22 protein-coding genes and 1 tRNA gene are annotated in these 23,561 nt (G+C 71.7%); 12 read left to right on the top strand and 11 right to left on the bottom strand.

What is annotated here, in order from left to right; all coding sequences use genetic code 11:
• Nucleotides 1–32: 32 nt before the first annotated feature.
• From HJG45_RS23145 to lexA, 9 genes are all read left to right on the top strand, one after another.
• On the top strand, nucleotides 33–1,433 hold the full coding sequence (locus HJG45_RS23145; RefSeq protein ID WP_171615541.1) for an IS30 family transposase: 1,401 nt from the start codon (nucleotides 33–35) through the stop codon (nucleotides 1,431–1,433).
• Nucleotides 1,434–1,446: 13 nt separating this feature from the next.
• Nucleotides 1,447–2,313, top strand: coding sequence for an amidohydrolase (locus HJG45_RS23140; protein WP_171615539.1), 867 nt, complete (start codon nucleotides 1,447–1,449; stop codon nucleotides 2,311–2,313).
• A gap of 369 nt (nucleotides 2,314–2,682) precedes the next feature.
• Complete coding sequence (locus tag HJG45_RS23135) at nucleotides 2,683–2,823, top strand: hypothetical protein (protein ID WP_171615537.1); 141 nt, start codon at nucleotides 2,683–2,685, stop codon at nucleotides 2,821–2,823.
• A gap of 102 nt (nucleotides 2,824–2,925) precedes the next feature.
• On the top strand, nucleotides 2,926–3,519 hold the full coding sequence (locus HJG45_RS23130) for an aminodeoxychorismate/anthranilate synthase component II (protein WP_171615535.1): 594 nt from the start codon (nucleotides 2,926–2,928) through the stop codon (nucleotides 3,517–3,519).
• The gene (gene trpD, locus HJG45_RS23125) at nucleotides 3,516–4,526 is read left to right on the top strand and encodes an anthranilate phosphoribosyltransferase (protein ID WP_171615532.1); all 1,011 of its coding nucleotides are present in this window, start codon (nucleotides 3,516–3,518) and stop codon (nucleotides 4,524–4,526) included. The genes HJG45_RS23130 and trpD overlap by 4 nt, the downstream gene beginning before the upstream one ends.
• Nucleotides 4,527–4,551: 25 nt before the next feature.
• Entirely contained in the window at nucleotides 4,552–5,382 is an 831-nt protein-coding gene (gene trpC, locus HJG45_RS23120; RefSeq protein WP_171615530.1) for an indole-3-glycerol phosphate synthase TrpC, read from the top strand.
• A 28-nt stretch (nucleotides 5,383–5,410) separates the two neighbouring features.
• A complete protein-coding gene (gene moaC / locus HJG45_RS23115; protein WP_171615528.1) occupies nucleotides 5,411–5,884 on the top strand; it encodes a cyclic pyranopterin monophosphate synthase MoaC in 474 nt (157 codons plus the stop codon).
• 64 nt (nucleotides 5,885–5,948) lie between these two features.
• Complete coding sequence (glp, locus tag HJG45_RS23110) at nucleotides 5,949–7,154, top strand: gephyrin-like molybdotransferase Glp (protein WP_171615526.1); 1,206 nt, start codon at nucleotides 5,949–5,951, stop codon at nucleotides 7,152–7,154.
• Nucleotides 7,155–7,279: 125 nt separating this feature from the next.
• Nucleotides 7,280–8,008, top strand: coding sequence for a transcriptional repressor LexA (gene lexA / locus HJG45_RS23105; protein WP_171615524.1), 729 nt, complete (start codon nucleotides 7,280–7,282; stop codon nucleotides 8,006–8,008).
• Between the two features lie 7 nt (nucleotides 8,009–8,015).
• Here lexA and HJG45_RS23100 read toward each other — a convergent pair whose 3' ends face one another.
• On the bottom strand, nucleotides 8,016–10,163 hold the full coding sequence (locus HJG45_RS23100; RefSeq protein ID WP_368040660.1) for a ComEC/Rec2 family competence protein: 2,148 nt from the start codon (nucleotides 10,161–10,163) through the stop codon (nucleotides 8,016–8,018).
• 245 nt (nucleotides 10,164–10,408) lie between these two features.
• Here HJG45_RS23100 and gltX point away from each other — a divergent pair, with 245 nt between their 5' ends.
• Nucleotides 10,409–11,806, top strand: coding sequence for a glutamate--tRNA ligase (gltX, locus tag HJG45_RS23095; protein ID WP_171615522.1), 1,398 nt, complete (start codon nucleotides 10,409–10,411; stop codon nucleotides 11,804–11,806).
• A gap of 59 nt (nucleotides 11,807–11,865) precedes the next feature.
• Here the strand turns inward: gltX and msrP are convergent, their stop codons facing one another.
• Nucleotides 11,866–12,801 (bottom strand): protein-methionine-sulfoxide reductase catalytic subunit MsrP, encoded by a 936-nt coding sequence (msrP, locus tag HJG45_RS23090; protein ID WP_171615520.1) that lies wholly within the window; start codon nucleotides 12,799–12,801, stop codon nucleotides 11,866–11,868.
• Between the two features lie 204 nt (nucleotides 12,802–13,005).
• On the opposite strand from msrP, the gene HJG45_RS23085 reads away from it, so the two are divergent.
• Together HJG45_RS23085 and HJG45_RS23080 are read left to right on the top strand one after the other, a co-directional pair.
• Nucleotides 13,006–13,785 carry a response regulator transcription factor gene (locus HJG45_RS23085; protein ID WP_171615518.1) on the top strand — a complete coding sequence of 260 codons (780 nt, stop codon included), beginning with the start codon at nucleotides 13,006–13,008 and terminating at the stop codon, nucleotides 13,783–13,785.
• Nucleotides 13,786–14,109: 324 nt separating this feature from the next.
• Nucleotides 14,110–14,913, top strand: a complete 804-nt coding sequence (locus tag HJG45_RS23080) for a lytic transglycosylase domain-containing protein (protein ID WP_171615516.1) — start codon at nucleotides 14,110–14,112, stop codon at nucleotides 14,911–14,913.
• Nucleotides 14,914–14,941: 28 nt separating this feature from the next.
• Here the strand turns inward: HJG45_RS23080 and HJG45_RS23075 are convergent, their stop codons facing one another.
• The 9 genes from HJG45_RS23075 to ssb form a co-directional block, all read right to left on the bottom strand.
• Entirely contained in the window at nucleotides 14,942–15,964 is a 1,023-nt protein-coding gene (locus HJG45_RS23075; protein ID WP_171615515.1) for an amino acid ABC transporter substrate-binding protein, read from the bottom strand.
• Between the two features lie 10 nt (nucleotides 15,965–15,974).
• Entirely contained in the window at nucleotides 15,975–16,655 is a 681-nt protein-coding gene (locus HJG45_RS23070) for an NIPSNAP family protein (RefSeq protein WP_171615514.1), read from the bottom strand.
• Between the two features lie 449 nt (nucleotides 16,656–17,104).
• Nucleotides 17,105–17,692: a DUF4412 domain-containing protein gene (locus HJG45_RS23065; protein WP_171615513.1), complete on the bottom strand. Its 588-nt coding sequence runs from the start codon at nucleotides 17,690–17,692 to the stop codon at nucleotides 17,105–17,107.
• A 76-nt stretch (nucleotides 17,693–17,768) separates the two neighbouring features.
• Nucleotides 17,769–17,844: transfer RNA gene (locus HJG45_RS23060), tRNA-Lys, on the bottom strand.
• Between the two features lie 99 nt (nucleotides 17,845–17,943).
• Entirely contained in the window at nucleotides 17,944–18,606 is a 663-nt protein-coding gene (locus tag HJG45_RS23055; RefSeq protein WP_171615512.1) for a peptidylprolyl isomerase, read from the bottom strand.
• Between the two features lie 27 nt (nucleotides 18,607–18,633).
• A complete protein-coding gene (locus HJG45_RS23050; protein ID WP_171615511.1) occupies nucleotides 18,634–19,170 on the bottom strand; it encodes a peptidylprolyl isomerase in 537 nt (178 codons plus the stop codon).
• Between the two features lie 253 nt (nucleotides 19,171–19,423).
• Nucleotides 19,424–19,936, bottom strand: a complete 513-nt coding sequence (coaD, locus tag HJG45_RS23045) for a pantetheine-phosphate adenylyltransferase (RefSeq protein ID WP_171615510.1) — start codon at nucleotides 19,934–19,936, stop codon at nucleotides 19,424–19,426.
• Nucleotides 19,929–22,781, bottom strand: coding sequence for a DNA gyrase subunit A (gene gyrA, locus HJG45_RS23040; protein WP_171615509.1), 2,853 nt, complete (start codon nucleotides 22,779–22,781; stop codon nucleotides 19,929–19,931). Before gyrA ends, coaD begins: the two co-directional genes overlap by 8 nt.
• A gap of 198 nt (nucleotides 22,782–22,979) precedes the next feature.
• Entirely contained in the window at nucleotides 22,980–23,495 is a 516-nt protein-coding gene (ssb, locus tag HJG45_RS23035; RefSeq protein ID WP_171615507.1) for a single-stranded DNA-binding protein, read from the bottom strand.
• Between the last annotated feature and the right edge of the window lie 66 nt (nucleotides 23,496–23,561).

Raw genomic sequence — 23,561 nt, 5'->3', positions numbered from 1 at the left:
GTCGTCGCAACACCGTGGCGGAGGGTGGTGCGATGGCGGGTCGGCGGCGTTCGGATCGGAAGCTACGGGGTAAGCTGCGTTCGCCGGGGCGGCCGCCTGTTGCGCGGCAGGAGCATCGGCATCGGTTCTGGGCGTTCATCGCTGCGGGCAAGACAAGCGAGGACGCGGCGATGGAAGTCGGGGTATCGCGGCCGGTTGGGACGCGCTGGTTTCGCCAGGCAGGCGGGATGGCGCCGTCGCACCTGGCACGATCCGCGAAGCCGCCTTCGGGGCGCTATCTCTCGTTTGCCGAGCGGGAGGAGATTGCGCTGCTCCGGGTGGAGGGACTGGGTGTACGGGAGGTGGCCCGCCGCGTCGGACGCGCGCCGTCGACGATCTCGCGGGAGCTGCGGCGGAACGCGGCGACGCGAGGTGGGGAGCTGGATTACCGAGCCACGACGGCGCAGTGGCACGCGGAGCGTGCCGGGCGTCGGCCGAAGGCGGCGAAGCTGGCGGCGAACCCCGAGCTGCGGTCGTATGTTCAAGAGCGGCTGGGCGGTGCGGTCGGTGTTCCTGGCAGGGCTGCGGTCCCGGGTCCCGCGGTATCGTGGAAGGGCCGGCGGCATGGGCGACGTCAGCACCGGCGCTGGGGACTGGCCTGGAGCCCGCAGCAGATCGCCGAGCGGCTGCGGGTCGACTACCCGAACGAAGGGAGGATGCGGATCAGCCACGAGGCGATCTACCAAGCGCTCTACATTCAGGGCCGAGGGGCGCTGAAGCGCGAGCTGACAGCGTGCCTGCGGACGGGCCGGGCGTTGCGCGTGCCGCGAGCGCGCATGCAGGGGCGCGGCAAGTCGTTCGTCACGCCGGAGATCCTCATCAGCGAGCGCCCGGCGGAGGCGGAGGACCGCGCGGTGCCGGGGCACTGGGAGGGGGACCTGATCCTTGGCCTGAACCGCTCGGCGATCGGCACCCTCGTCGAGCGGACGACGCGGTTCACGATGCTGCTGCACCTGCCACCGATGGAGGGGCACGGGGTCGGACCGCGGGCGAAGAACGGGCCAGCGCTGGCGGGGCACGGCGCGGAGGCAGTGCGCGATGCGATCACCGGCACGATCACCACGTTGCCCGAGCAGGTGCGCCGATCGCTGACCTGGGATCAGGGATCCGAGATGGCGCAGCACGCACGGCTGCGGGTCGAGACGGGGCTGGCGGTGTACTTCTGCGATCCGCACAGTCCATGGCAGCGTGGCTCGAACGAGAACACCAATGGGCTGCTGCGGCAGTATTTTCCAAAGGGGACGGACCTGAGCGTCCACAGCGCCGACGATCTGGCGGCAGTCGCTGCGGCACTCAACAGCAGGCCACGGAAGACGCTCGGATGGAGGACACCAGCCGAGGCGTTCGACGCAGCGCTGCAGTCGGTCCAGAAAGGCGTTGCGACGACCGCTTGAAAGTAAGATAGCCATGACCCGCCCCTGCCCCGGCCCGCGCGCCGTGACGAGCAAGCCCGGCTGGCACCCGCCGCCCGGCGCCACCGACTGCCACATGCACATCTTCGGGCCCTATGACCGCTACCCGCTCTCGCCGGGCCGCGGCTACACGCCGCCCGAGGCGAGCATCGCCATGTACCGGGAGATGCTCTCGACCATCGGCCTCGAACGCACGGTGGTGGTGCAGCCGAGCGTCTACGGCACCGATAACGAGGTCAGCCTCGCCGCCGTCGAGGCGCTCGGCCGCGACCGCGCCCGCGCCGTGGTGGTGGTCGATGAGAGCTTCGACCTCGCCGCGCTGCGGGCCATGGGGGAGCGTGGCGCCTGCGGCGTGCGCTTCAACGCGGTCTCCGGCAACGGCACACCGCTCGAGCAGCTCGAGGCGCTGGCGGAGCGGCTGGCGACCCTCGGCTGGCACCTGCAGCTCTATGCCCACAGCGCCGAGCTGGTGGCGTTGGAGGCCGTGCTCGCCCGGCTGCCCTGCCCGCTCATCATCGATCATATGGGCGGGGTGCAGGCGAGCGAGGGGGGCACCGCCGATCCCGGCTTCAAGGCGATGATCCGGCTGCTGGAGGGCGGCGCCTGGGCCAAGCTCTGCGGCTACCGCTCCTCGGCGGGGGCGCCCTATGCGGATGTCGATGCCATGGCGCGGGCGATGATCGCCGCGGCGTCGGAGCGCTGCGTCTGGGGCACCGACTGGCCGCACCCCTCGCTGGCCAGCCCGGAAGCGGTGCCGGATGACGGGGTGCTGCTCGACGCCCTCGGCCGCTGGGCGCCGGGCGAGGCGCAGCGCCGGGCGATCCTGGTCGACAACCCGGCGCGCGTCTACGGATTCCGGTAGTCCCCACGACGTCGCCGCGCGCCGCCGCAGGGGCCCCGTCATTCGCTCGATGCCCGGCATGCGTCACAGCCTGTCGCGGCGAAGCCGCGCCAGGGCAACGGAAGGCGACGGACGGCCCGCGGTGCCGTGTCGGATTGGCGGCGAAGGGGCGTTGCGTCGGGGGCGCGGCGCGGCTAGTCTCCGCGCCATGTCCAGAGCAACGCGCCCCGCAATGCGATTTTGGTACCGCTGGTACACACCGGCGGCCTAGGATCTCGCGTAGCGCAGAGACACACCCGAAGCCGCCACTCGCTGGCGGCTTTCGCATCTCTGGACCTTTCTTCAGCGAATGCAGCCGGCCCGTGACGGTGTCCCCACCAGGAGGCCAGCATGCAACGCAGCGATTTCGATTTCGACGTCATCAGCGGGCCCTCGGCGCCGCCGCTGATCCGCACCGCGCCGCAGCCGAGCGCGCCGGCGCCGGCCGAGCCGCGCGACACGGCACCGGCCGAGGCGCAGCCCGGTGGCTGAGTCCATGCCCGGCGCGACGCGGCCGCCCGTGCCGTTGCGGGCGCCGTTGCTTGACCGGGTCGCCCACCGGCCCGAGAGTGCCGCGCCCGTGAGTACCGCGCCATGATCCTGCTGATCGATAATTACGACAGCTTCACCTTCAACCTCTACCACTTCCTCGGCGATCTCGGGGTGGAGATCGAGGTGCGGCGGAACGATGCCCTGACCAGCCAGGAAGCGCTGGCCATGCGGCCGGAGGCCATCCTGCTCTCGCCCGGCCCCTGCACGCCGAACGAGGCCGGCATCTGCCTGCCGCTGATCGGCGCCGCGGCTGCGGCCGGCGTGCCGCTGATGGGTGTCTGCCTCGGCCACCAGGCCATCGGCCAGGCCTTTGGCGGCACCGTGATCCGGGCACCGGAGCCGGTGCACGGCAAGGTTTGGGACGTGCACCACCGCGGCAGCGACCTCTTCGCCGGCCTGCCCGACCCGGTCCGCGCCACGCGCTACCACTCCCTCGTCGTGCGGCGGGAAGACCTGCCGCCGGCGCTCGAGGCGACGGCCTGGACCGAGGACGGGCTGATCATGGGCCTCGCGCATCGGGAGCTGCCGATCTGGGGCGTGCAATTCCATCCCGAGAGCATCGCCAGCCAGCACGGCCACGACCTGCTGCGGAACTTCGTCTCGCTGGCCAAGGCCACGGCCCTGACGCCGGCATGAACACGCTGAAGCCGGTCCTGGCCCGCCTCGCCGCCGGCGAGCGCCTGGCGGAGAGCGAGGCCGAGGCCGCCTTCGGGGTGATCATGGCCGGCGAGGCGACGCCGGCGCAGATCGCTGGCCTGCTCATGGCCATGCGGCTGCGCGGCGAGACGGTGCCGGAGATCACCGGCGCGGTGCGGGCCATGCGCGCCCGCATGAGCGCGATCGAGGCGCCGCCCGGCGCCATCGACATCGTCGGCACCGGCGGCGACGGCTCGGGCAGCCTCAACATCTCGACCGCGACGGCGCTGGTCACCGCCGCCTGCGGCGTGCCGGTCGCCAAGCACGGCAACCGTGCCCTCTCCTCGCGCTCCGGCGCCGCCGATGCGCTGGCGGCGCTCGGCATCAATCTCGACGTGCCGCTGGACCGGCTGGAGGCGGTGTTGGAGGCCGCCGGCATGGTCTTCCTCTGGGCGCCACGGCACCACGCCTCGATGCGCCACGCCGCCGGTCCGCGGGTCGAGCTCGGCACCCGGACCATCTTCAACATCCTTGGCCCGCTGGCCAATCCGGCGCGCGTCCGCCGGCAGCTCACCGGCGCCTTCTCGCCGAGCTGGCTGCGGCCCATGGCCGAGACCCTGGCCCGGCTCGGCACCGAGAGCGCCTGGGTGGTGCATGGCCAGGGGCTCGACGAGATCGCGCTCTGCGGCGAGACCCATGTGGTGGCGCTGCAGGACGGCAGGCTGCGGGAGTTCACCATCGCCCCGGAGGATGCAGGGCTGGAGCGTGCCCCGGCGGAGGCGATCCGCGGCGGCGAGCCGGCGGAGAACGCCGCCGCCCTCCTGGCGTTGCTGGAAGGCGCGCCGGGCGCCTATCGTGACATCGTGTTGCTGAATGCCGCGGCGGCGCTCATCGTCGCCGGCCGGGCCACCGATCTCCGCCAGGGGGCGGCCCAGGCGGCCCGGGCCATCGACAGCGGCGCCGCATCCGGCGTCCTCGCCCGGCTCAAGGAGGCTACCCTCGCATGATCGCCCCGCAGCCCTTCGCCACGCCATGAACGCCCCGCATCTCACCCTGGCCGCCCGCGACCTGCCGGATACGCTCGCCCGCATCCTGGCCGACAAGTATGAGGAGGTGCGGGAGCGCTCCGCCGCCACGCCGCTGGCCGAAATGGAGCGCCAAGCTCGCAACGCCGCGAAGCCGCGGGATTTCGTCTCCGCCCTCTGCGGCGCGGTCGCCGACGGGCGGGTCGGGCTGATCGCCGAGATCAAGCGCGCCTCGCCCTCGGGCGGGCTGATCCGCGACCCCTTCGATCCCGCTGCGCTGGCCGAGGCCTATTGCGCGGGCGGCGCCACCTGCCTCTCCGTCCTCACCGACGCGGCCTATTTCCAGGGCTCGCCCGAGCACCTGAAGGCGGCGCGCGATGCCTGCCCGCTGCCGGCGCTGCGTAAGGACTTCATGGTGCATCCCTGGCAGGTGCACGAGGCCCGGGCCATGGGCGCCGACTGCATCCTGCTGATCATGGCGGCCCTCTCCGACCCGCAGGCGCATGAGCTGGAGGATGTCGCCCGCAGCCTCGACATGGCGGTGCTGGCCGAGGTGCACGATCGGGCCGAGCTCGACAGGGCGCTCGGGCTGGAGACCCGATTGATCGGCGTGAACAACCGTAATCTCAGGACTTTGAAGACCGATCTTGCCACCTCGGATGAGCTTGTCCCGCTGATCCCCGCCGACCGCATCCCGGTGGCCGAGAGCGGCATCCGCACGCCGGAGGATGTGCGCCGCATGGCCGCGGCCGGGGCCCGCTGCATCCTGGTCGGCGAGCATCTGATGCGCCAGACCGATGTCAGCGCGGCGGCGAATGCGCTCGTCCATGCGCTCTAACACGATCTGAAGACCAGGGCGCAAGGCCTTGAGCGAACTCACGCATTTCGATGACCAGGGCCGCGCCGCCATGGTCGATGTCGCGGCCAAGCCGGAGACCGAGCGGGTCGCCATCGCCCGTGGCCAGGTGATCATGGCCCCGGCCACGCTCGAGCGGATCGAGCAGGGCCGGATCGGCAAGGGCGACGTTCTCGGCATTGCCCGCCTCGCCGGCATCATGGCGGCGAAGCGGACCAGCGAGCTGATCCCGCTCTGTCATCCGCTGATGCTCTCGAAGGTCGCGGTGGATCTCCGGCCGCTGCCGCCGGACCGGGTGGACATCGAGGCTCTGGTGAAGCTTACGGGCCGCACCGGAGTCGAGATGGAAGCCCTCACCGCGGTCACGGTGGCAGCGCTGACCATCTACGACATGTGCAAGGCGATCGACCGCGGGATGCGGATCGAGGCGGTGCGGCTGGTCCACAAATCCGGCGGCAAGTCGGGCACCTACGAGGCCGAATGACCTCGCCGGACGGCACCTTCTTCCTGGGATTTGCCGTAGGAACAATGCAGTCGGGAGAGCAGCGATGATCTCGGTCGAAGATGCCCGCAGCCGGATCCTCGCCTCGCTCGACGCCACGCCGGCCGAGACGGTGCCGCTCGCCTGCGGCTGGGGCCGGGTCCTCGCCCGCCCGGTGGCCGCCCGGCTGACCCAGCCGCCGGCCGATGTCTCGGCCATGGATGGCTATGCGGTGCGGGCCGCCGAGGCCGGCGCCGGCGCCATGTTGGCTGTGACCGGCAGCGCGCCGGCTGGCCACCCCTTCCAGGGCCGGGTCGGCCCGGGCGAGGCCGTCCGCATCTTCACCGGCGCCGTGGTCCCGGCGGGGGCCGATGCCATCCTGCTGCAGGAGGATGCCGAGGCGGCGGAGGGCCGCGTCCGGGTGACCGAGACGGTGCGTGCGGGCCGCTGGATCCGCCGGCGCGGCCTCGATTTCGCGGAGGGGGAGGAATTGCTGCCGGCGGGTCGCCGCCTCACCGCGCGCGACATCGGCCTCGCCGCGGCGGCGAACCATGCCTGGCTGGCGGTGCACCGCGCGCCGCGGATCGGCATCCTCGCCACCGGCGACGAGATCGCCCTGCCCGGCGATCCGATCCCGGCCGGCGGCATCGTCAGCAGCAACGCGCACGCCCTGGCCTCGCTGGTCCGCGCCGCCGGCGGCGATCCCCTGGTGCTGCCGATCGCGCCCGACGATTCCGCGGCGATCGCCGAGGCGGCGCGCGCCTCCCGCGCCTGCGACCTGCTGGTCACCACCGGTGGGGCCAGCGTCGGCGATCATGACTTGGTGCAGGCGGCGCTCGGGCCGCAGGGCTTCGAGCTCGATTTCTGGAAGATCGCGATGCGGCCGGGCAAGCCGCTGATCTGGGGCCGGCTGGGCGCGACGCCGGTGCTCGGCCTGCCCGGCAACCCGGTCTCCGCCCTGGTTTGCGCCGTGCAGTTCCTGATGCCGGCGATCGCCCGGCTCTCCGGCCTGCCCGGCGAGCCGCCGCGCACCATGCAGGCCCGGGCCGGCGCGCCGCTGCCGGAGAATGACCGCCGCTTCGACCATCTCCGCGCCAGCCTCGACGCCGCCGCCCCTGGCCTGCCGGTCGCCACGCCCTTCCCGCTGCAGGACAGCTCGATGCTAAAGGTCCTCGCCCGGGCCGAGGCGCTGATCCTCCGCGCCCCGCACGCCCCGGCGCTGGCCGCGGGCGAACCGATCGAGGTCATCCCCTTGGGCGATCTCGGAATTTGATGGCGCCGCCTGTGGAAAACCGTTTGACCCGACGCGGAGAACCTATCTAGAACGTCGAGACCCGGTTTCCCCTTTGTTCCCGCGTCGCGGGAGGGTTGCACCGACCGGGGCACGGAGGCGACACGGTGCTCACGCGCAAGCAGCACGAGCTGCTGATCTTCATTGACAAGCATCTGCGCCAGACTGGCTTCTCTCCTTCCTTCGAGGAGATGAAGGAGGCGCTGAAGCTCAAGTCCAAATCCGGCATTCACCGGCTGATCACGGCGCTCGAGGAGCGCGGCTTCCTGCGCCGGCGGGCGCACCGGGCGCGGGCGCTCGAGGTGATCCGCCTGCCGGAGAACGTCGCGCCGCGCCGCGCTGCCGAGGCCGCGCCCGCCGCCCCGGCGCGGGAGGCGAGCTTCACGCCCAATGTCATCCGCGGCAATTTCGCCCCGGGGCTGAGCGGCGTACCGAAGGCGGCGAACGAGGCCGCGGCGGTGCAGCTGCCGCTCTACGGCCGCATCGCCGCCGGCCTGCCGATCGAGGCAATGCGCGAATCCGGCAACAGCATCGAGGTGCCGGCCGCGCTCCTCGGCTCGGGCGAGCACTACGCGCTCGAGGTCGCCGGCGATTCGATGGTGGAGGCCGGCATCCTCGATGGCGACACGGTGATCATCCGGCGCGGCGAGACGGCCGAGAACGGCGCCATCGTCGTGGCGTTGGTCGATGAGAACGAGGTTACGCTGAAGCGGCTGCGCAGGCGCGGCAACTCCATCGCCCTTGAGGCGGCGAATCCGCGTTACGAGACGCGGATCTTCGGCCCCGACCGGGTGCGGGTGCAGGGCCGCCTCATCGGCCTGCTGCGCCGCTACTGACGGCGCGCTACTCGACCGGTGCCGGCGGCTCCTGCGAGGGCACGCCGCGCGGCACCGGCATCGGCGGCACCCAGGGCCTGTCGCCGCGCGCCGCGCGGTCGCTCAGCACGCGCAGGCCGCCCGGCTCGATCCAGATGGCATGCGCGCCGTTGCGCCAGACGGCGAAGCGATCGATTCGCTGCGCGGCGCAGCGGCCGCGCACCGGCTCGGCCGAGACCACGAGTTCGGCCGCCGCGCAGGCTGCCGCCGGATCGCCGCCGCGCAGCAGGATCACGGCCGGCGCTCCCGGCTGCACCTGGTAGAGGCAGCGCTCTGCCTCGCAATCGAGCCGCCCTGCATCGAGCATGCCCTGCTTCGGCAGCGGCTCGGCCGCCGCCGCGCCGGACAGCCGCAGCCAGCTCTCGCGGGTCAGCGCCGAGGCGCCGGAAAGGCGTTGCAGCGCCAGCCCCTCCCCGGTCCGGAAGCCGATCAGCCTCGCATCGGCGGAGACCAGGATGTCCGGCGGCCGCTGCCAGGCGGCGCTGGTCAGACCGAGCAGAAGCAACGGCAGGCCGAGCAGCCGCCACCGCCCCTGCCACAGGCAGAGCCAGAGCTGGCCGAAGGCGCAGGCGCCGAGGCCCCAGGCGGGGATCGGCTTCGCCGGCAGGGCCGCGCCGGGCCAGCCAGCGACGGCATGGGCGACGGCCAGGATCGCCTCCACTCCCCAGCCCATCGCGCGCAGCGCCGGCAGCTCCAGCCCGAAGGGCATGAGCGCCGCCGCCGCCATGCCGGCCGGCATCACTAGGATCGAGGTGAGCGGCACGGCGACCGCATTGGCGACGACGCCATAGAGTTGCAGCCGGCCGAAATGGTGCAGGCCGAAGGGCGTCGTCGCGGCGCCCGCCAGCAGCGAGGTGGCGAGGATGCCGAAGCCGGCCAGGGCGAGCCGCCGTCGCCAAGCCGCGCCGCCGGTGCCGGCCCGTGGCAGGCGCGGCCGCAGCCATTCCCAGCCGGCGATCAGGGCGAGCACCGCGGCGAAGCTCATCTGGAAGCTCGCCCCGAGCAGCGCCGCCGGCTGCAGCAGCAGCACCGCCGCCGCGGCGAGCGCCCAGGCGCGCAGGCTGAGCGCCCGCCGGCCGGCGAGGATGGCCAACGTCGCCAGCGCCGCCATGGCGAAGCTGCGCTGCATCGGGACGGCCGCGCCGGTGAGCAGCAGGTAGAGCCCGCCCACCGCCAGCGCGCCGACCGCCGCGATCGACTTGCCCGGCAGGCGCAGCGCGAGCGGCGGGATGAGGGCGATGCCGAAGCGCAGCGTCCCGAAGGCGAGGCCCATGACGATGGCGATGTGCAAGCCGGAGACGCTCAACAGATGCGCCAGGCCGCTGTCGCGCATCGCCGCCAGGTCCGTGGCCGGGATGGCGCTCTGCCCGCCGGTCAGCAGCGCCGCCGCCACGGCGCCCGCCGCGCCCGGCAGGGCCGTGGTGACGCGGCCCTCGATCCCGGCGCGCAGCCCGGCCAGGCCCGGCGCGCCGGATGCCGCCGGTTCGATGGCGGCCGGGCCGATGGCGAAGCCGCTGCCGGCGAGGCCGGAGAACCAGGCGGCGCGCTGGAAGTCCCAGGCGCCGGGATAGGCCGGCGGCGCCGGCGGGCGCAGCAGGGCGCGCACCCGAATCAGGTCGCCCGGCGCCGGCCGCGCCGGATCGCCGGCCTTCAGGCGGACCCGCACCTGGCGGGCCAGCGGCGCCTCGGCGCCGAGGCGCGCCGCATCGAGGGTGAGCCGTCGCCCCTCTGGCAACAATTCCACGGCGGCGACGCGGCCCGAGAGATCGATGGCGCCGCGCGGCAACTCCGGCATCGGCGGTTGTCCGGCGGCGCTCCAGGCCGCGGCGGCGAAGCCAAGCGCCGCCGCGGCCGGAAGGCCAAGGATCCAGCCGAGCAGCGGCCGGCGCGCCGCGGTCCAGAGGGCGAGCGCCAGCAGCGGCGGCGCCAGCCCGGCCAGCGCCAGCGGCGGCTCCTCGGTCAGGCCGAAATAGAGCAGGACGCCGCCACCGAGCGCCACGGCGAGCCAGGGCGGCAGGCGCCCTCGCTCGGCCGCGATGCACCGCCCCATCCAGGCGGCCAGGGCCGCCGGCCAGCCGACCGCCGCCGCATAGGATGGGGACAGGGAGAGGGACACCTGAATCGGTTTAGCGCCCTCGACTCGCGCCATTCAACCCAAAAGGGATTTCCGGCCTTCGAGAACATCCTGTGATGAGCGAAGCCCGCGACCGGCACCCGGTGGCGGGCGATGCGCCTTGCCCCGTGCCGCAGCCGGGCTTGCGATCACGGACGGCGCCGCGGCGTTCGGGGTTGAACCCGCTGCGCTGGCGTGGTCCACCCGCCGCCTGGCGCGCCGGCGCCAGGCAGCCTGGGAACCGCACCATGTCCGTCCGCACCCGCTTCGCACCCTCGCCCACCGGCTACCTGCATATCGGCGGGGCGCGCACCGCCCTCTTCAACTACCTCTTCGCCCGCCACCATGGCGGCACCTACCTGCTCCGCATCGAGGATACCGACCGGCAGCGCAGCACGCCGGAAGCGGTGCAGCAGATCCTCGACAGCCTCGCCTGGCTTGGCCTCTCGCCGGACGAGCCACCGGTCTTCCAGGCGGCGCGCGAGGCGCGGCATGCCGAGGTGGCGCGGGAGCTGCTGGCGCGCGGCCGCGCCTATCTCGCCTATGACACGCCGGAGGAGCTGGCGGCGCAGCGGGCGGCGGCGGAGGCGGCGAAGCGCCCCTTCAAATACGATGGCAGCCGCTGGCAGGGGCTGGAGGCGAAGGATGCCCCCTCGGTCGCCCCCGCCCTCCGCATCCAGGCGCCGCGTGAGGGCGAGACGGTGGTCGAGGACTTGGTGCAGGGCACGGTCCGGGTGGCCAATGCCGAGCTCGACGACATGATCATCCTGCGCTCGGACGGCACACCGACCTATCTGCATGCCGTGGTGGTGGACGACCACGACATGGCGATCACCCATGTCATCCGCGGCGACGACCACCTGACCAACACCTTCCGCCAATGCATGGTCTATGACGCCATGGGCTGGCACCGGCCGCGCTTCGCCCATATCCCGCTGATCCACGGCGCCGACGGGGCGAAGCTGTCGAAGCGGCACGGCGCCGTCGGGGCGCTGGAATTCCGCGAGCAGGGCTTCCTGCCCGAGGCGGTCTGCAACTACCTGCTGCGCCTCGGCTGGGGGCATGGCGACGAGGAGGTCATCCCGCGCGACCGCGCCATCGCCCTCTTCGATCTCGATGGCGTCGGCCGCGCCGCCTCGCGCATGGACTACGCGAAGCTGCTGCACCTGAACGGCGTCTATCTCCGCGCGACCGATGACGAGCGCCTCTCCCGCGAGGTGCTGGAGCGGCTGGCGCGGCACGTGGTCTCCTTCGGCACGCTCGGCGGCGACCGCGTCCGGGCCCTGATGCCGGTGCTGAAGGAGCGGGCGAAGACGCTGGAGGAGCTGGCCGCCTCGGCCGCCTTCGCGGTGATCGAGGGCCCGCCGCCCATTGAGGAGAAGGCCGCGGCGCTGCTGACGCCCGAGGCGAAGGCGCGGCTCGCCGACCTCGCCCAGTTCCTCACCGACGCGCCCTGGGAGCGGGCCGATCTCGAGAGCTGGCTGCGCGACTATGCCGAGGTGAAGGGGCTGAAGCTGGGCCAGGTGGCGCAGCCGCTCCGCGTCGCCCTCACCGGCAGCACCCAGAGCCCGCCGATCGATGCCGTGCTCTGGGCCCTCGGCCGCACCGAGGCGGTGGACCGCATCCTGGCCGCCGCCGAGGGATAAGCCAGGGGGGCCGCCCATGGCCCCGGGGGCGCGATGGCGCTCCCCCGGCGGCCGAGGCGTCAGGTCCAGAGCCGCTCCTTCTGCAGGCCGGTATAGAGCCCGGCGACGAACTCGCCATAGCCGTTGAAGAGCTGGGTCGGGATCCGCTCGCCGGTGCCGAGCACCCGCTCGCTCGCCTGGCTCCAGCGCGGATGCGGCACTTCGGGGTTCACATTCGCCCAGAAGCCGTACTCCGCCGGCTGGATCGCCTCCCAGAAGGAGGTCGGCCGCTCCGCGACGAGGCTGATCCGCACCAGCGACTTGCCGGCCTTGAAGCCGTATTTCCAGGGCTGGTGCAGGCGGATCGGGCCGCCATTCTGCGGCGCCAGCGGCTTGCCATAGGCGCCGGTGACGAGGAAGGAGAGCTCGTTCGCCGCCTCCTCCAGCGTGCAGCCCTCGACATAGGGCCAAGGGTACCAGGACTGCCGCAGCCCGGGCATGACGGCGGGCAGCGCCGCGCTCTCGAAGCGGACGTATCTCGCGCCCGGTTTCGGCCCCGCCGCCTTGAGCAGCGCCGCCAGCGGGAAACCGGTCCAGGGCACCACCATCGACCAGGCCTCGACGCAGCGCAGCCGATAGACCCGCTCCTCGAGCGGCATGGCCTGCAGCAACTCGTCGATGCCGTAATCGCGCGGCTGGTCGACGAGTCCGTCGACCTTCACGCTCCAGGGCCGCAGCGGCAGCTTCTGCGCCGGCCGGTAGACGCCCTTATCCGTGCCGAATTCGTAGTAATTGTTGTAGGTGGTGGCGTCCTTCTCGGCGGTGATGTCGCGGCCGGGCAGGTAGCGCGGGTTGCGTGGGGCGGCGCCGGTCGCCTGCGCCATGGCCGGCCCGGCGAGGCCGGCGGCGGCGAGGCCCGTGGCGGCCTGCAGCGCGGCGCGGCGGCCGAAGACCAGGGATTCGGGCGTGGCGGAGCGCTCGGGCAGCTCCCAGCCGCGCGGGATGCGGATCAGCATGGCAGATCTCCGTGGCGCCCGGCCCGGGAGGGGGCCGGGACGGGCCGGCATCGAGGGCGCCGACCTCAGGGCTGCTTCGCCGGGACGGGCGGTTGCGTTACCTGTGGCAATCATCCCCCGCTTCTGTGCACTTTATGATTGTATCCTAAACGCAGCGCACTATCATGTGATCTAACACACTTGGTTGTGACCATTGGAGATCGCATGCGCATTGCAGTCGCTTCCGACGCCGCCCCCACTGCCGAGCTCGAGGCTGCCCTCGGTGAGCTCGGCGTGCTCTGCGATCCGGCCGAGAGCATGGCCGAGCTGCCCTCCATCGTCGCGCTGAGCGGTCCCTACGACCTCGTCCTCCTTCGCATCGGCCGGGCTCTCCGCAACGCCCTGCCGGCGATCCGCGATCTCCGCCGCCGCGGCATGAACCTGCCGATCATCGTCTACAGCGCCACCCCGGCCGGCGCCGAGGAGGAGGAGGCGGTGCTGCATGCCGGCGCCGACGACGTGATCTTCCACCCCTTCCGCCTCTCCGTCCTGCATGCGCGGATGCAGGCCCTCGCCCGCCGCGCCCGCGGCTATACCTGCGCCGAGCTGGTCTGCGGCAATGTCACGCTCGACCAGGAGCAGCATGCGGTGACGGTCGATGGGCTGCGGGTCAACCTGACGGCGCGCGAATTCGACTTCCTCGAGACGCTGATGCTCCACAAGGGCGTGCTGCTGACCAAGGAGCGCTTCATGACGCGCCTCTATGCCGACAGCGAGGCGCCGGATTCGAAGATCGTCGACGTCTTCGTCTGCAAGCTGCGGCGCAAGCTGACGGCGGCCGGCGCGGCGGAGATCATCCGCACCGTCTGGGGCCGCGGCTACGTGGTGTTCGAGCCGACCCAGGCGGCGATCGAGGCCGCCCGCAAGACCCGGCAGAGCGAGATCGAGCCGGCGCCGCGCGGCTGGGTGCGCCGTGCGCCTCGATTTCTGGCCGCCACGGCCTGACCTGCATTAGAGCGTGATCGCTTGAAGTAGCTCACCGAAGGCGTGAATCACGCGATCAAACAACAGGCTAGACCATGGTCCGTGAACCAGGGTGAACGGATCATGCTCTGGAACTCCCCACAAAGCCGCTTCGCGGCCCCAGCCCGCCGCGACGATCCGATATTTGAGCGCGGCATGACCCGGCCGGGGGAATAGCCCCCCGGCCGGGATCTTTCTCCGGCGACCTCCCCCGACCGCGCCGCCTCGCCGCCCTGTCGCTCTGGCACGCCGGTTGCGCTGCGGCAGGCCACGCCCGCATCCCGCGGGCGGCGGGAGCCGGACCGGATGCACGCCTTCGCCCTCAGCCTGCTTTTCCTGGCGCTCGTGCCGGTCGCCCAGGCTCAATTGTTGCTCCAGGCGCCGGATCAGGGCCAACTCTGCCGCGCCGCCATCCTCCGGGCGGAGCAGGAGCGCGGCCTGCCGCCCCGCCTGCTGGCCGCCATCGGCCGGGTCGAGAGCGGGCGGCGCGACCCGCAGACCGGCAGCTTCGCCCCCTGGCCCTGGACCATCAATGCCGAGGGACGCGGCAGCTTCTTCCCGGACAAGGCGGCAGCAATTGCCGCCGTGCGGGCGCTGCAGGCGCAGGGCGTGCGCTCCATCGATGTCGGCTGCATGCAGATCAACCTGCGGCACCATCCGGATGCCTTCGCCAGCCTGGAGGAGGCCTTCGATCCCCTGGCGAATGCCCGCTACGCCGCCCGCTTCCTCTCGGAGATGCAGGCGACGCGCGGCGACTGGATGCTCACGGCCTCGCACTACCATTCGCAGACGCCGGCCCATGCCGAGCCCTATCGCGCCCGCATCGCCGCCGCCATGCTGGCGGAGCAGCAGCAGCCCGACGCGCCGCCGCCACCCGCGGCCTTCGCGGCGCTGACCGCCCCGCCGGCGATGCCCTCCGGCACGCCGCCGGCGCCCCGCCCGCCCCTGCCTGCTCCCCTGCCCGCTGGCGGCGCCATGCTGAGAAACGGCCCGGCGCGCATCCTGCCGATGCCCGCCTCGGCCGGCGCCGGGCGCGGCCTGGATGCCTATCGCGCCATGCCGATCCCGCTCGTCGGGCGATTCGTCGCGGCGCCCCGGCGCGGCCTGTGACCGGGGCCGGCCAAGGGGCGCCCGCCGCTCAGCGCATCGGCCAGGAATACATCAGCCCGCCATCGGTCCAGAGCCGGTTCATGCCCCGCTCCAGCCCGATCGGCGTCTTCGGGCCGAGATTGCGCTCGAACAGCTCGCCGTAATTGCCGATCGCCCGGATGGCGTTGTAGGCCCAGGCCGGGTCGAGCTTGAGCGCCTGGCCCAGCACCGGATCGGCGCCGAGCAGGCGACGGATCTCCGGATTGGGGCTGCTGCGGCGCTGCTCCTCGGCAGTCTGGCTGGTCACGCCGAGCTCCTCGGCCTGGATCAGCGCCGAGATGGTCCAGCGCACCACGTCGAACCATTCCTGGTCGTCGCGCCGCACCACCGGCCCGTAGGGCTCCTTGCTGAAGCGCTGCGGCAGGATGACGAAGTCGCCCGGCTGGGTGAACTGGCTGCGCAGCGCCGCGAGCTGCGTCGCATCCGTGCCGATCGCGTCGCACCGCCCGGCCTGCAGCGCCTGGGCGTTGTCCTGCATCCGCTCCTGCAGCAGCGGCGTGAAGCGCAGCGCGTTGGCGCGGAACCAGTCGGTGGTGACGAGCTCGTTCGTCGTGCCGGGCGAGAGGCAGATGGTCATGCCATCCATCTCCTTCGGCTCGGTCACCTTGGCATCCTTGCGGACCATGAAGCCATGGCCGTCATAGAGGTTCACGATCACCATGCGCAGGCCGAGCGTGGTGTCGCGCGTCATGGTCAGCGTGGTCTGGCGGATCAGCACGTCGATCTCGCCGGATTGCAGCGCGGTGAAGCGCTGCACCGCGGTCAGCGGCACGAAGCGCACCTTGGCGGCGTCGCCGAGCATGGCGGCGGCGAGGCCGCGGCAGAGATCGGCATCCATGCCGCGCCAGACGCCCTGGCTGTCGGGCAGCGAGAAGCCGGCGACGCCGACATTGACGCCGCAGTTCAGCGTGCCGCGGGACCGGATGGTATCGAAGGTCTGGCCGGCCGCAGCGGGCCCGGCCGCGAGGCCGAGCCCGAGCAGGCCGGCGGCGAGCCGGCGAAGAAGGCGCATCTCCGGTCCCCTAGCGGATCGGCGACCAGGGCACCGGCTTCAGGATCATCGTCGTCTGCGCCTTCAGCGCGCCGAGCCCGCCCGTTGCCTTCTGGAATTCCGCCCAGCCCGGATCGGCCGCCATCGCCGTGCGGCGGCGGTCGCGATCGGCCATGGAGGAATAGGCCCAGGCGAAGATCGCCTGGTTGATCGGCCCGCATTCGGTGACGGCGAAGAACAGGAGCTGGCCGAGCAGGCGGTCCTGCACCGGCTTGCCGATGTCACGATAGGCATCGATCCAGGCATTGATGCGGCCCGGCTCGAAATCATAGGTGCGGTGGTCGACGAACATCTGCTCGCCCTCGATCTTCCGCTCGAAGGGCTGGCCGACCTTCTGGATTGGCGAGAAGGGCACGGTCTTCAGCAGCTTTGCTTCCTGCGCCGCGAGTGCGCCGGTGGCGCGGCTCTCCTCGAGGAAGCGCTTCCATTCCGGATCGGCGTCGCGTGCCGCGAGGCCGCGCTCGCGCTGGTCGATATCGTCGAAGCCGCGCAGGAAGAGGACGCGGTTGATCTGGCCGAACTCGACGGTGAACATGCCCATCAGCGGCGTGAGGGTTCGCGAGGAAGCGGGGCCACCGATCTCGCCGTAGCACTTCAACCAGGCCGGCAGCTTGCCGGGATGCGCGGTGTAGATGCGCTGCTCGATGAACATGGGGTCCCTCCTCCCGCCTCGCGCCGCCCGACCGGGCCGCGCGCGGCAGTGGCGCATGCTCCGCCCGGCCGGTCAATCCGGTCCGGCAGCGGCCGGCCCGCGCCATGCGGCGAGGCCGAGAGCGGCGGCGCGTTGCGGCATGTTGCGACCGACTGAACCACAGGTCATCGAAACGCAAAATTCATGACAAGGAAAGAGCGCTAGGCTTCGCCTGGGAGCCGCAAGGGGCCTTTCCCCGCATTCCTCTGAGGGCGCCGGAGAGGCTGGGGCTCGACGCCGCCCGTAGGACGATGTTCGCCCCCTCCTCCCCTTGTCCAGGCAGGCGCCACGGGTCCGGCGCAGCTCTCTAGAGCGTTTTCCGTTCACCTGCGTTCACGGCAAATGCTCTAGCCTTTTGTTTTCAGAGCATCTTCACCCGTCCGAGTGTTTCCACTCGAACGGAAACTGCTCTAACGGGCCGGCGCGGCGGCCTGCGGGTCGAAGGGCCGGTAGCCCGGCGGCACCTCGAATTGCGCCGGATCCTGGCGGGCATAATCCACGCGCGTGGCGACGGTGCGGCCCACTTCCTCGCCGCCCTCGATCTCGACGACGCGGAGCGGCACGCCATCCGCCGTGACGCAGGCCTCGTTGGCCCGCGCCTCGTCCCCCTCGCTGTCCTTCGGCGGCTCGATGCGCCAGACGGTGCAGTCATAGCCGGCGATCCGGTCGGTCCCGAGCCGCGCGACCCGGCTGCCCGGCGGCACCAGCCCGATGCCGGGGCCGCGATCCTCGTCCGAGCCCTCGACGAACATCCGCTGCTCGGTCATCAGGATGGTGGTGCGCCGGCTGCGCATGTCATGCAGCAGGGCACCGCCGGGCGTCTCCATGCGGAACCGGCCCTGCGCGACCAGCCAAGCCATGCGGATCTCCTGCTCCTTCTCGCCGGTCGCCCGATAGGTGACGGCGACGTCGCGCACCGGCGCCGGCAGCGGGCCATCGGCCTGCGCCAGCGCCGGCCCGGCGGCGAGAAGCATGGCGCAGAGGATGGCGGGGCGCATGGGATGCTCCTTCCCGGATCGGCGCGGCATGGCGTAGGTGCGAGGCGAGGGATCAAAGGCGCGGCGCGACCGGATGTGGTGAGCCGGGTGGGGCTCGAACCCACGGCCACGAGATTAAAAGTCCCGTGCTCTACCAGCTGAGCTACCGGCTCACATGCTCCGTCGCGCGCCGGAAAAGCGCGCGACGGCGGGAAAGTCAACCGCGGCCGGGCGGCCGCGGCCCCAGATCGGGTGATGGAGCGAGCGGCGGATCAGGCGGCCGCCGGCGCGTCGGCGGCGATACGCGCCTTCACCAGCCGGTCCGGCCCCTGGACGATGCCGTTGTTGCCGGTGCCGCGCTTGATCTTGTCGACCGCCTCCATCCCGGCGACCACGCGGCCCCAGATGGTGTACTGGCCGTCGAGGCTCGGCGCCGGCGCGAACATGATGAAGAACTGGCTGTTGGCGCTGTGCGGGTTCATGGTCCGCGCCATGCCGCAGGTACCGCGCACGAAGCGCGCCCGGTTCGGCGGCGAGAACTCGGCCGGCAGGTCGGCATAGCCCTGCTCGCGGGCGCCGCCGGTGCCGGTGCCGGTCGGATCGCCGCCCTGCGCCATGAAGCCCTCGATCACCCGGTGGAAGGGGGTGTTGTCGTAGAAGCCCGCGCGCGCCAGCGTCTTGATGCGCTCGACATGCTGCGGCGCCAGCTCGGGCAGCAGCTCGATCGTCACCGCGCCGTCCTTCAGCTCGAGGATCAAGGTGTTCTCGAGCTTGGGATCGGGCTCGGCGGGCGCAGCCTCGGCGGGCGCCGCGGCCTGCTCGGTCCCAGGCGTCTCGGCATGGGACGTCTCGGCCGCGGGGGTCTCGGCTGCAGGCGTCTCGCCGATCGGCGGCTCGCCGGGGATCTTCTCCGGGCTGCCGGTTTCGTCGCTCATCGCATGATTCCTTCCTGGAAGTCCGGGTCAGCCGGAGATGACACGGGCCCGGAGCAGCTTGTCCGGGTTCTGCACCGTGCCACCGGCCCCGGTGCCGCGCTTGATCTTGTCGACCGCCTCCATGCCCGCAACCACGCGGCCCCAGATCGTGTACTGGCGGTCGAGGCTCGGCGCCGGCGCGAACATGATGAAGAACTGGCTGTTGGCGCTGTTCGGGTCCGAGGTGCGGGCCATGCCGCAGACGCCGCGCAGGAAGCGGTACTTGTCGGTGAACTCGGCCCGCAGATTGGGCAGGTCGCTGCCGCCGGTGCCGGTGCCGGTCGGGTCGCCACCCTGCGCCATGAAGCCCTCGATCACCCGGTGGAAGGGCGTGCCGTCGTAGAAGCCGCGGGAGGCGAGGGTCTTGATGCGCTCCACATGCCGCGGCGCCACGTCGGGCAGGAGCTGGATGGTGACCGGCCCGTCCTTCAGGTCCATCTGCAGCCGCTCCTCGGCGGCGCGGGCCGGGTGAAGGAGAGCCGGCGTGCCGAGCAATGCCAGGCCGGCGAGGTGTCGTCGCAGCATCGGGTGGTTCCTCTTTCTGGAGGCGGGGCAGGCGCCGGCCCCACCGAGTCCCGACAGCGGATTGCATTCGATACTGAAGGCAATCCGCTTTGTTCCTTGTTTTCAGAGCGGATTCCGCGCCCGGGCGTTCACGCCCTCCCGCGATCCGCCCTGGAGCGTGATCGCTTGCGGTGGAAACACCGAAAAGCGTGACTCACGCGATCCAACAACGGCCCAAGCCATGATCCGCGACCCTGTGTGAGCGGATCATGGTCTAGCCCTCGGCCGGGGCGCGGACCCTGGCGAGCGTCCGCTCCAGCGTCAGCTTGGGGACGAAGCTCGAGACGTCGCCGCCGAGCCGCGCGATTTCCTTGACGAAACGCGAGGAGATGAACTGGTTCGTCTCACTGGCCATCAGGAAGACGGTTTCGATGGCATTGTCCAGGCGGCGGTTCATGCCGGCCATCTGGAACTCGTAGTCGAAATCCGTCACCGCCCGCAACCCGCGGACGATCATGCTCGCGCCCACCTCCTGCGCGAAGCTGACCAGCAGCCCCTCGAAGGGGCGCACCTCGATCACCGTGCCGGTCCGGGCGGCGATGATGTCGGTCTCGGCGCGCACGAGCTCCGCCCGCTCCTCAAGCGGAAAGAGCGGTCCCTTGCCGATATTGATCGCGACCCCGACGACGAGCCGGTCGAGTAGCCGCGCCGCCCGCCCGATCACGTCGAGATGGCCGTTGGTCACCGGATCGAAGGTGCCCGGATAGAGCCCGATCCGCTCACGCATCGGAGTCGGGCTCCGACTCCTCGGCCGGCGCCGTGGCCGCGAGGGCCCCGATCTCAGCCCCGTTCTGCACCGCGCCGGCATCCGCCCCGGCCTCGCCCTGGTCGTCCACGACCGGGAAGCAGCTGATCACGGTTTCCCCCTCGTTCAATCGGAGGAGCATCACGCCCAGGCTGCGGCGGCGCGTCAAGCGCACCTGGTCGGCCGGCAGGCGGATCAGCCGGCCGGTATCCGTCATCAGCATCACGTCGTCGCCCGGGCGCACCGGGAAGGTCGCCACCACCGCCCGGCCGGTGCGGCGGCTGAACACCATGCTCTCGAGCCCCTGCCCGCCCCGGCCGGTGGTGCGGTAGTCATAGGCGAGGCTGCGCTTGCCGAAGCCGCCATCGGTGATGACGAGGATGATCTCCTCGGCCTCCGCCAGCTCCTCCGCCCGCTCGGGCGAGAGGGTGATCTCCTCGGCCGGCGCCTCCTCGCCCTCCTCGGCCGCGGCGACGGCCACCTCGGCCTCCTCATGGCCGTTGCCGTTGGCGCGGCGGCGCTGGGCGGCGTTGCGGATCGCCGCCTCGCGCTCGGCCGGCGTCGCCTCGATATGGCGCAGCACGGCGAGGGCGATCACCTCGTCGCCCTTACCGAGGCGGATGCCGCGCACGCCGGTGCTGTCGCGGCCGGCGAAGACCCGCAGCACGTCCTCGCTCACCTGGAAGCGGATGGCGCGGCCCTTGCGGGTGGCGAGCAGCACGTCGTCGCCCTCCCGGCAGGTCTGCACGCCGATCAGGCTGTCGCCCTCCTCCAGCTTCATCGCGATCAGCCCGGCGGCGCGGACGTTGCGAAAATCGGAGAGGCGGTTGCGGCGGACATTGCCCGAGGCGGTGGCGAAGACGAGGTGCAGCCCCTCCCACAGGCTTTCATCCTGCGGCAGCGGCAGCACCGCGGTCACCTGCTCGCCCTCCTGCAGCTGCAGCACCTGGCGCAGGCTGCGGCCCTTGCCATGGGCGCCGCCTTCGGGGAGCTGCCAGACCTTCTCGCGGAAGGCGATGCCGCGGCTGGTGAAGAACAGTACCCATTGATGGGTGTGCGCGATGAAGCTGCGCACCACCACGTCGTCCTGCCGCGTCGAGGCCGCCGAGCGGCCGCGGCCGCCACGGTTCTGGGCGCGGAAGGTGTCGAGCGGCGTCCGCTTGACATAGCCGTCGCGCGTCAGGGTCACCACCATGGTGCCCGGCTCGATCAGGCTCTCGTCATCGACATCGGCGATGCCGTCGACGATCTGGGTGAGGCGCGGCGCGGCGATCTGGGCGCGGACGGCGCGCAGCTCCTCGGCCATCACCTCGAGCCGACGGGGATGGCTGCCGAGGATCTCCAGCAGCTCGCGGATGCGGCCGCCGATCTCCTCCAGCTCGGCGGCGATCTTCTCCCGCTCGAGCCCGGTGAGACGGTTCAGGGTGAGGGCCAGGATGCCCCGCGCCTGCGCCTCGGTGAGGCGCACCGTGCCCTCGGCCGTCACGACATTGCCGGCATCCTCGATCAGCGCCAGCAGCGCGCCGACATCGCCGGCCGGCCAATCGCGCGCCATCAGCGCGGCGCGCGCCTCGGCGCCGTCGCGGCTGGCGCGGATCAGGCGGATCACCTCGTCGATATTGGCGACCGCGATGGCGAGGCCGATCAGCAGGTGGCCGCGTTCCCGCGCCTTGGCGAGGCGGAAGCGCGAGCGCCGCAGGATCACCTCCTCGCGGAAGGCGATGAAGGCGCGCAGCGCGTCGACCAGGCCCATCTGCCGCGGCCGGCCGTTGTCGAGGGCGAGGAAGTTGACCGGGAAGGAGGTCTGCAGCTGCGTCATGCGGTAGAGCTGGTTCAGCACCACCTCCGCCGTCGCGTCGCGCTTCAGCTCGATGACGATCCGCATGCCCTCGCGGTCGCTCTCGTCGCGCAGGTCCGAGATGCCCTCGATCGCCTTGGCGCGGACCAGCTCGGCGATCTTCTCGATCAGGTTCGCCTTGTTGACCTGGTAGGGGATCTCGGTGGCGACGATCGCCTGGCGGCCGCCGCGCATCTCCTCGATCTCGCAGCGCGCCCGCAGCGGGATGGAGCCGCGGCCGGTCTCGAAGGCGGCGCGGATGCCGGCGCGGCCAAGGATCAGCGCACCGGTCGGGAAGTCCGGGCCGGGAATGATCTTCATCAGCTCGGCGAGCGGCGTCTCCGGCTCGGCGATCAGGGCGAGGGTGGCGTCGATCACCTCGCCCGGATTATGGGTCGGGATGTTCGTCGCCATGCCGACGGCGATGCCCTGCGCGCCATTGACCAGCAGGTTCGGGAAGGCCGCCGGCAGGACGCGCGGCTCGTTCTCCGATTCATCGTAATTCGGCTGGAAGTCGACCGTGTCCTCCTCGATGCCCTCGAGCAGGGCGGAGGCGGAGCGCGCCAGCCGGACCTCGGTGTAGCGCATCTGGGCCGGCGGATCGCCGTCCATGCTGCCGAAATTGCCCTGGCCGTCGATGAGCGGCACGCGCATCGAGAAGGACTGCGCCATGCGCACCATGGCGTCGTAGATCGCCGCGTCGCCATGCGGGTGATACTTGCCCATGACGTCGCCGACCACGCGGGCCGACTTGCGGTGCGGCTTGTCGGCCGAGTAGCCGCTCTCCTGCATCGCGAAGAGGATGCGGCGATGCACCGGCTTCAGCCCGTCTCGCGCATCCGGCAGGGCGCGGGCGACGATGACGCTCATCGCGTAGTCGAGGTAGGAGCGGCGCATCTCCTCCTCGAGGGTGACGGGCACGGCGTCTTCCGGCCGAATGCCGCCGCTGCCGTTCTCGGTCTCGCTCACGCTGGTGCTGCTGCCTTCCATGGTCCGGCCACGGGGCCGGGCGACCGCGCGCCAAGCGGCGGCGGATGGTCATTCCAAGGCTCGCAATATAGGCGATTCCGGCCTGGAATCCAAACCGGCGGGAGCGGTTCAGGCGCTCGCCGCCGCCACTGGCCCGCCTTGGCTTTGCCGCGGCAGGTCGTGGCGCATTCTCAGGCTCTCAAGGGCGAAACAGGGGATTCAGAACGGAATGTCGTCGTCGAGATCGGCGCCGCCCTTCGGCTTGCTGTCCCAGCCGCCGCCACCCCCGCCGCCGCTGCGGCCGCCGTTGCGCTCGCCGCCGAAGCCGCCCGAGGACCGGCCGCCGCCATAGCCGCCGCCCTCGCCTGCCTCGCCGCCGCCACCGCGGCTGTCGAGCAGCGTCAGCTCACCCTTGAAGCGGCCGATCACCACCTCGGTGATCTCCCGCTCCTGCCCGTCCTTGTCGGTGAATTTGCGGCTCTCGAGCGCGCCTTCGAGATAGACCTTGCTGCCCTTGCGCAGGTATTTCTCGGCGATCTCGCCGAGCCGCTCGTTGAAGATGGCGACGCGGTGCCACTGCGTCTTCTCCTTCCGCTCCCCGGAGGCGCGGTCGTTCCAGGTCTCGGAGGTAGCGACGGAGAAGGAGACCACCTTGCCGCCCGACTGCATGTTGCGGGCCTCGGGGTCGCGCCCCAAATTGCCCACCAGGATCACCTTGTTCACGCTGCCGGCCATGCCGTCAAAACCCCTGGAATCGAGCGCCTAGCATACCGGTCGCGCGCGCCCCGGACCAGTGCCGTG

It is taken from the genome of Roseicella sp. DB1501, assembly GCF_013112485.1.
Classification (GTDB): Bacteria; Pseudomonadota; Alphaproteobacteria; order Acetobacterales; family Acetobacteraceae; genus Paracraurococcus.
Note: the sequence above shows the minus strand (reverse complement) of the source record. Positions and strands in the feature narration are given on the sequence as shown.

What these genes read in the sequence shown, in the direction of transcription:
- HJG45_RS23145 (WP_171615541.1), top strand. Translation starts at nt 33, where the DNA reads ATGGCGGGTCGGCGGCGTTCGGATCGGAAGCTACGGGGTAAGCTGCGT.
- HJG45_RS23140 (WP_171615539.1), top strand. Translation starts at nt 1,447, where the DNA reads ATGACCCGCCCCTGCCCCGGCCCGCGCGCCGTGACGAGCAAGCCCGGC.
- HJG45_RS23135 (WP_171615537.1), top strand. Translation starts at nt 2,683, where the DNA reads ATGCAACGCAGCGATTTCGATTTCGACGTCATCAGCGGGCCCTCGGCG.
- HJG45_RS23130 (WP_171615535.1), top strand. Translation starts at nt 2,926, where the DNA reads ATGATCCTGCTGATCGATAATTACGACAGCTTCACCTTCAACCTCTAC.
- trpD (WP_171615532.1), top strand. Translation starts at nt 3,516, where the DNA reads ATGAACACGCTGAAGCCGGTCCTGGCCCGCCTCGCCGCCGGCGAGCGC.
- trpC (WP_171615530.1), top strand. Translation starts at nt 4,552, where the DNA reads ATGAACGCCCCGCATCTCACCCTGGCCGCCCGCGACCTGCCGGATACG.
- glp (WP_171615526.1), top strand. Translation starts at nt 5,949, where the DNA reads ATGATCTCGGTCGAAGATGCCCGCAGCCGGATCCTCGCCTCGCTCGAC.
- gltX (WP_171615522.1), top strand. Translation starts at nt 10,409, where the DNA reads ATGTCCGTCCGCACCCGCTTCGCACCCTCGCCCACCGGCTACCTGCAT.
- msrP (WP_171615520.1), bottom strand. Translation starts at nt 12,801, where the DNA reads ATGCTGATCCGCATCCCGCGCGGCTGGGAGCTGCCCGAGCGCTCCGCC.
- HJG45_RS23085 (WP_171615518.1), top strand. Translation starts at nt 13,006, where the DNA reads ATGCGCATTGCAGTCGCTTCCGACGCCGCCCCCACTGCCGAGCTCGAG.
- HJG45_RS23080 (WP_171615516.1), top strand. Translation starts at nt 14,110, where the DNA reads ATGCACGCCTTCGCCCTCAGCCTGCTTTTCCTGGCGCTCGTGCCGGTC.
- HJG45_RS23075 (WP_171615515.1), bottom strand. Translation starts at nt 15,964, where the DNA reads ATGCGCCTTCTTCGCCGGCTCGCCGCCGGCCTGCTCGGGCTCGGCCTC.
- HJG45_RS23070 (WP_171615514.1), bottom strand. Translation starts at nt 16,655, where the DNA reads ATGTTCATCGAGCAGCGCATCTACACCGCGCATCCCGGCAAGCTGCCG.
- HJG45_RS23065 (WP_171615513.1), bottom strand. Translation starts at nt 17,692, where the DNA reads ATGCGCCCCGCCATCCTCTGCGCCATGCTTCTCGCCGCCGGGCCGGCG.
- HJG45_RS23055 (WP_171615512.1), bottom strand. Translation starts at nt 18,606, where the DNA reads ATGAGCGACGAAACCGGCAGCCCGGAGAAGATCCCCGGCGAGCCGCCG.
- HJG45_RS23050 (WP_171615511.1), bottom strand. Translation starts at nt 19,170, where the DNA reads ATGCTGCGACGACACCTCGCCGGCCTGGCATTGCTCGGCACGCCGGCT.
- coaD (WP_171615510.1), bottom strand. Translation starts at nt 19,936, where the DNA reads ATGCGTGAGCGGATCGGGCTCTATCCGGGCACCTTCGATCCGGTGACC.
- gyrA (WP_171615509.1), bottom strand. Translation starts at nt 22,781, where the DNA reads ATGGAAGGCAGCAGCACCAGCGTGAGCGAGACCGAGAACGGCAGCGGC.
- ssb (WP_171615507.1), bottom strand. Translation starts at nt 23,495, where the DNA reads ATGGCCGGCAGCGTGAACAAGGTGATCCTGGTGGGCAATTTGGGGCGC.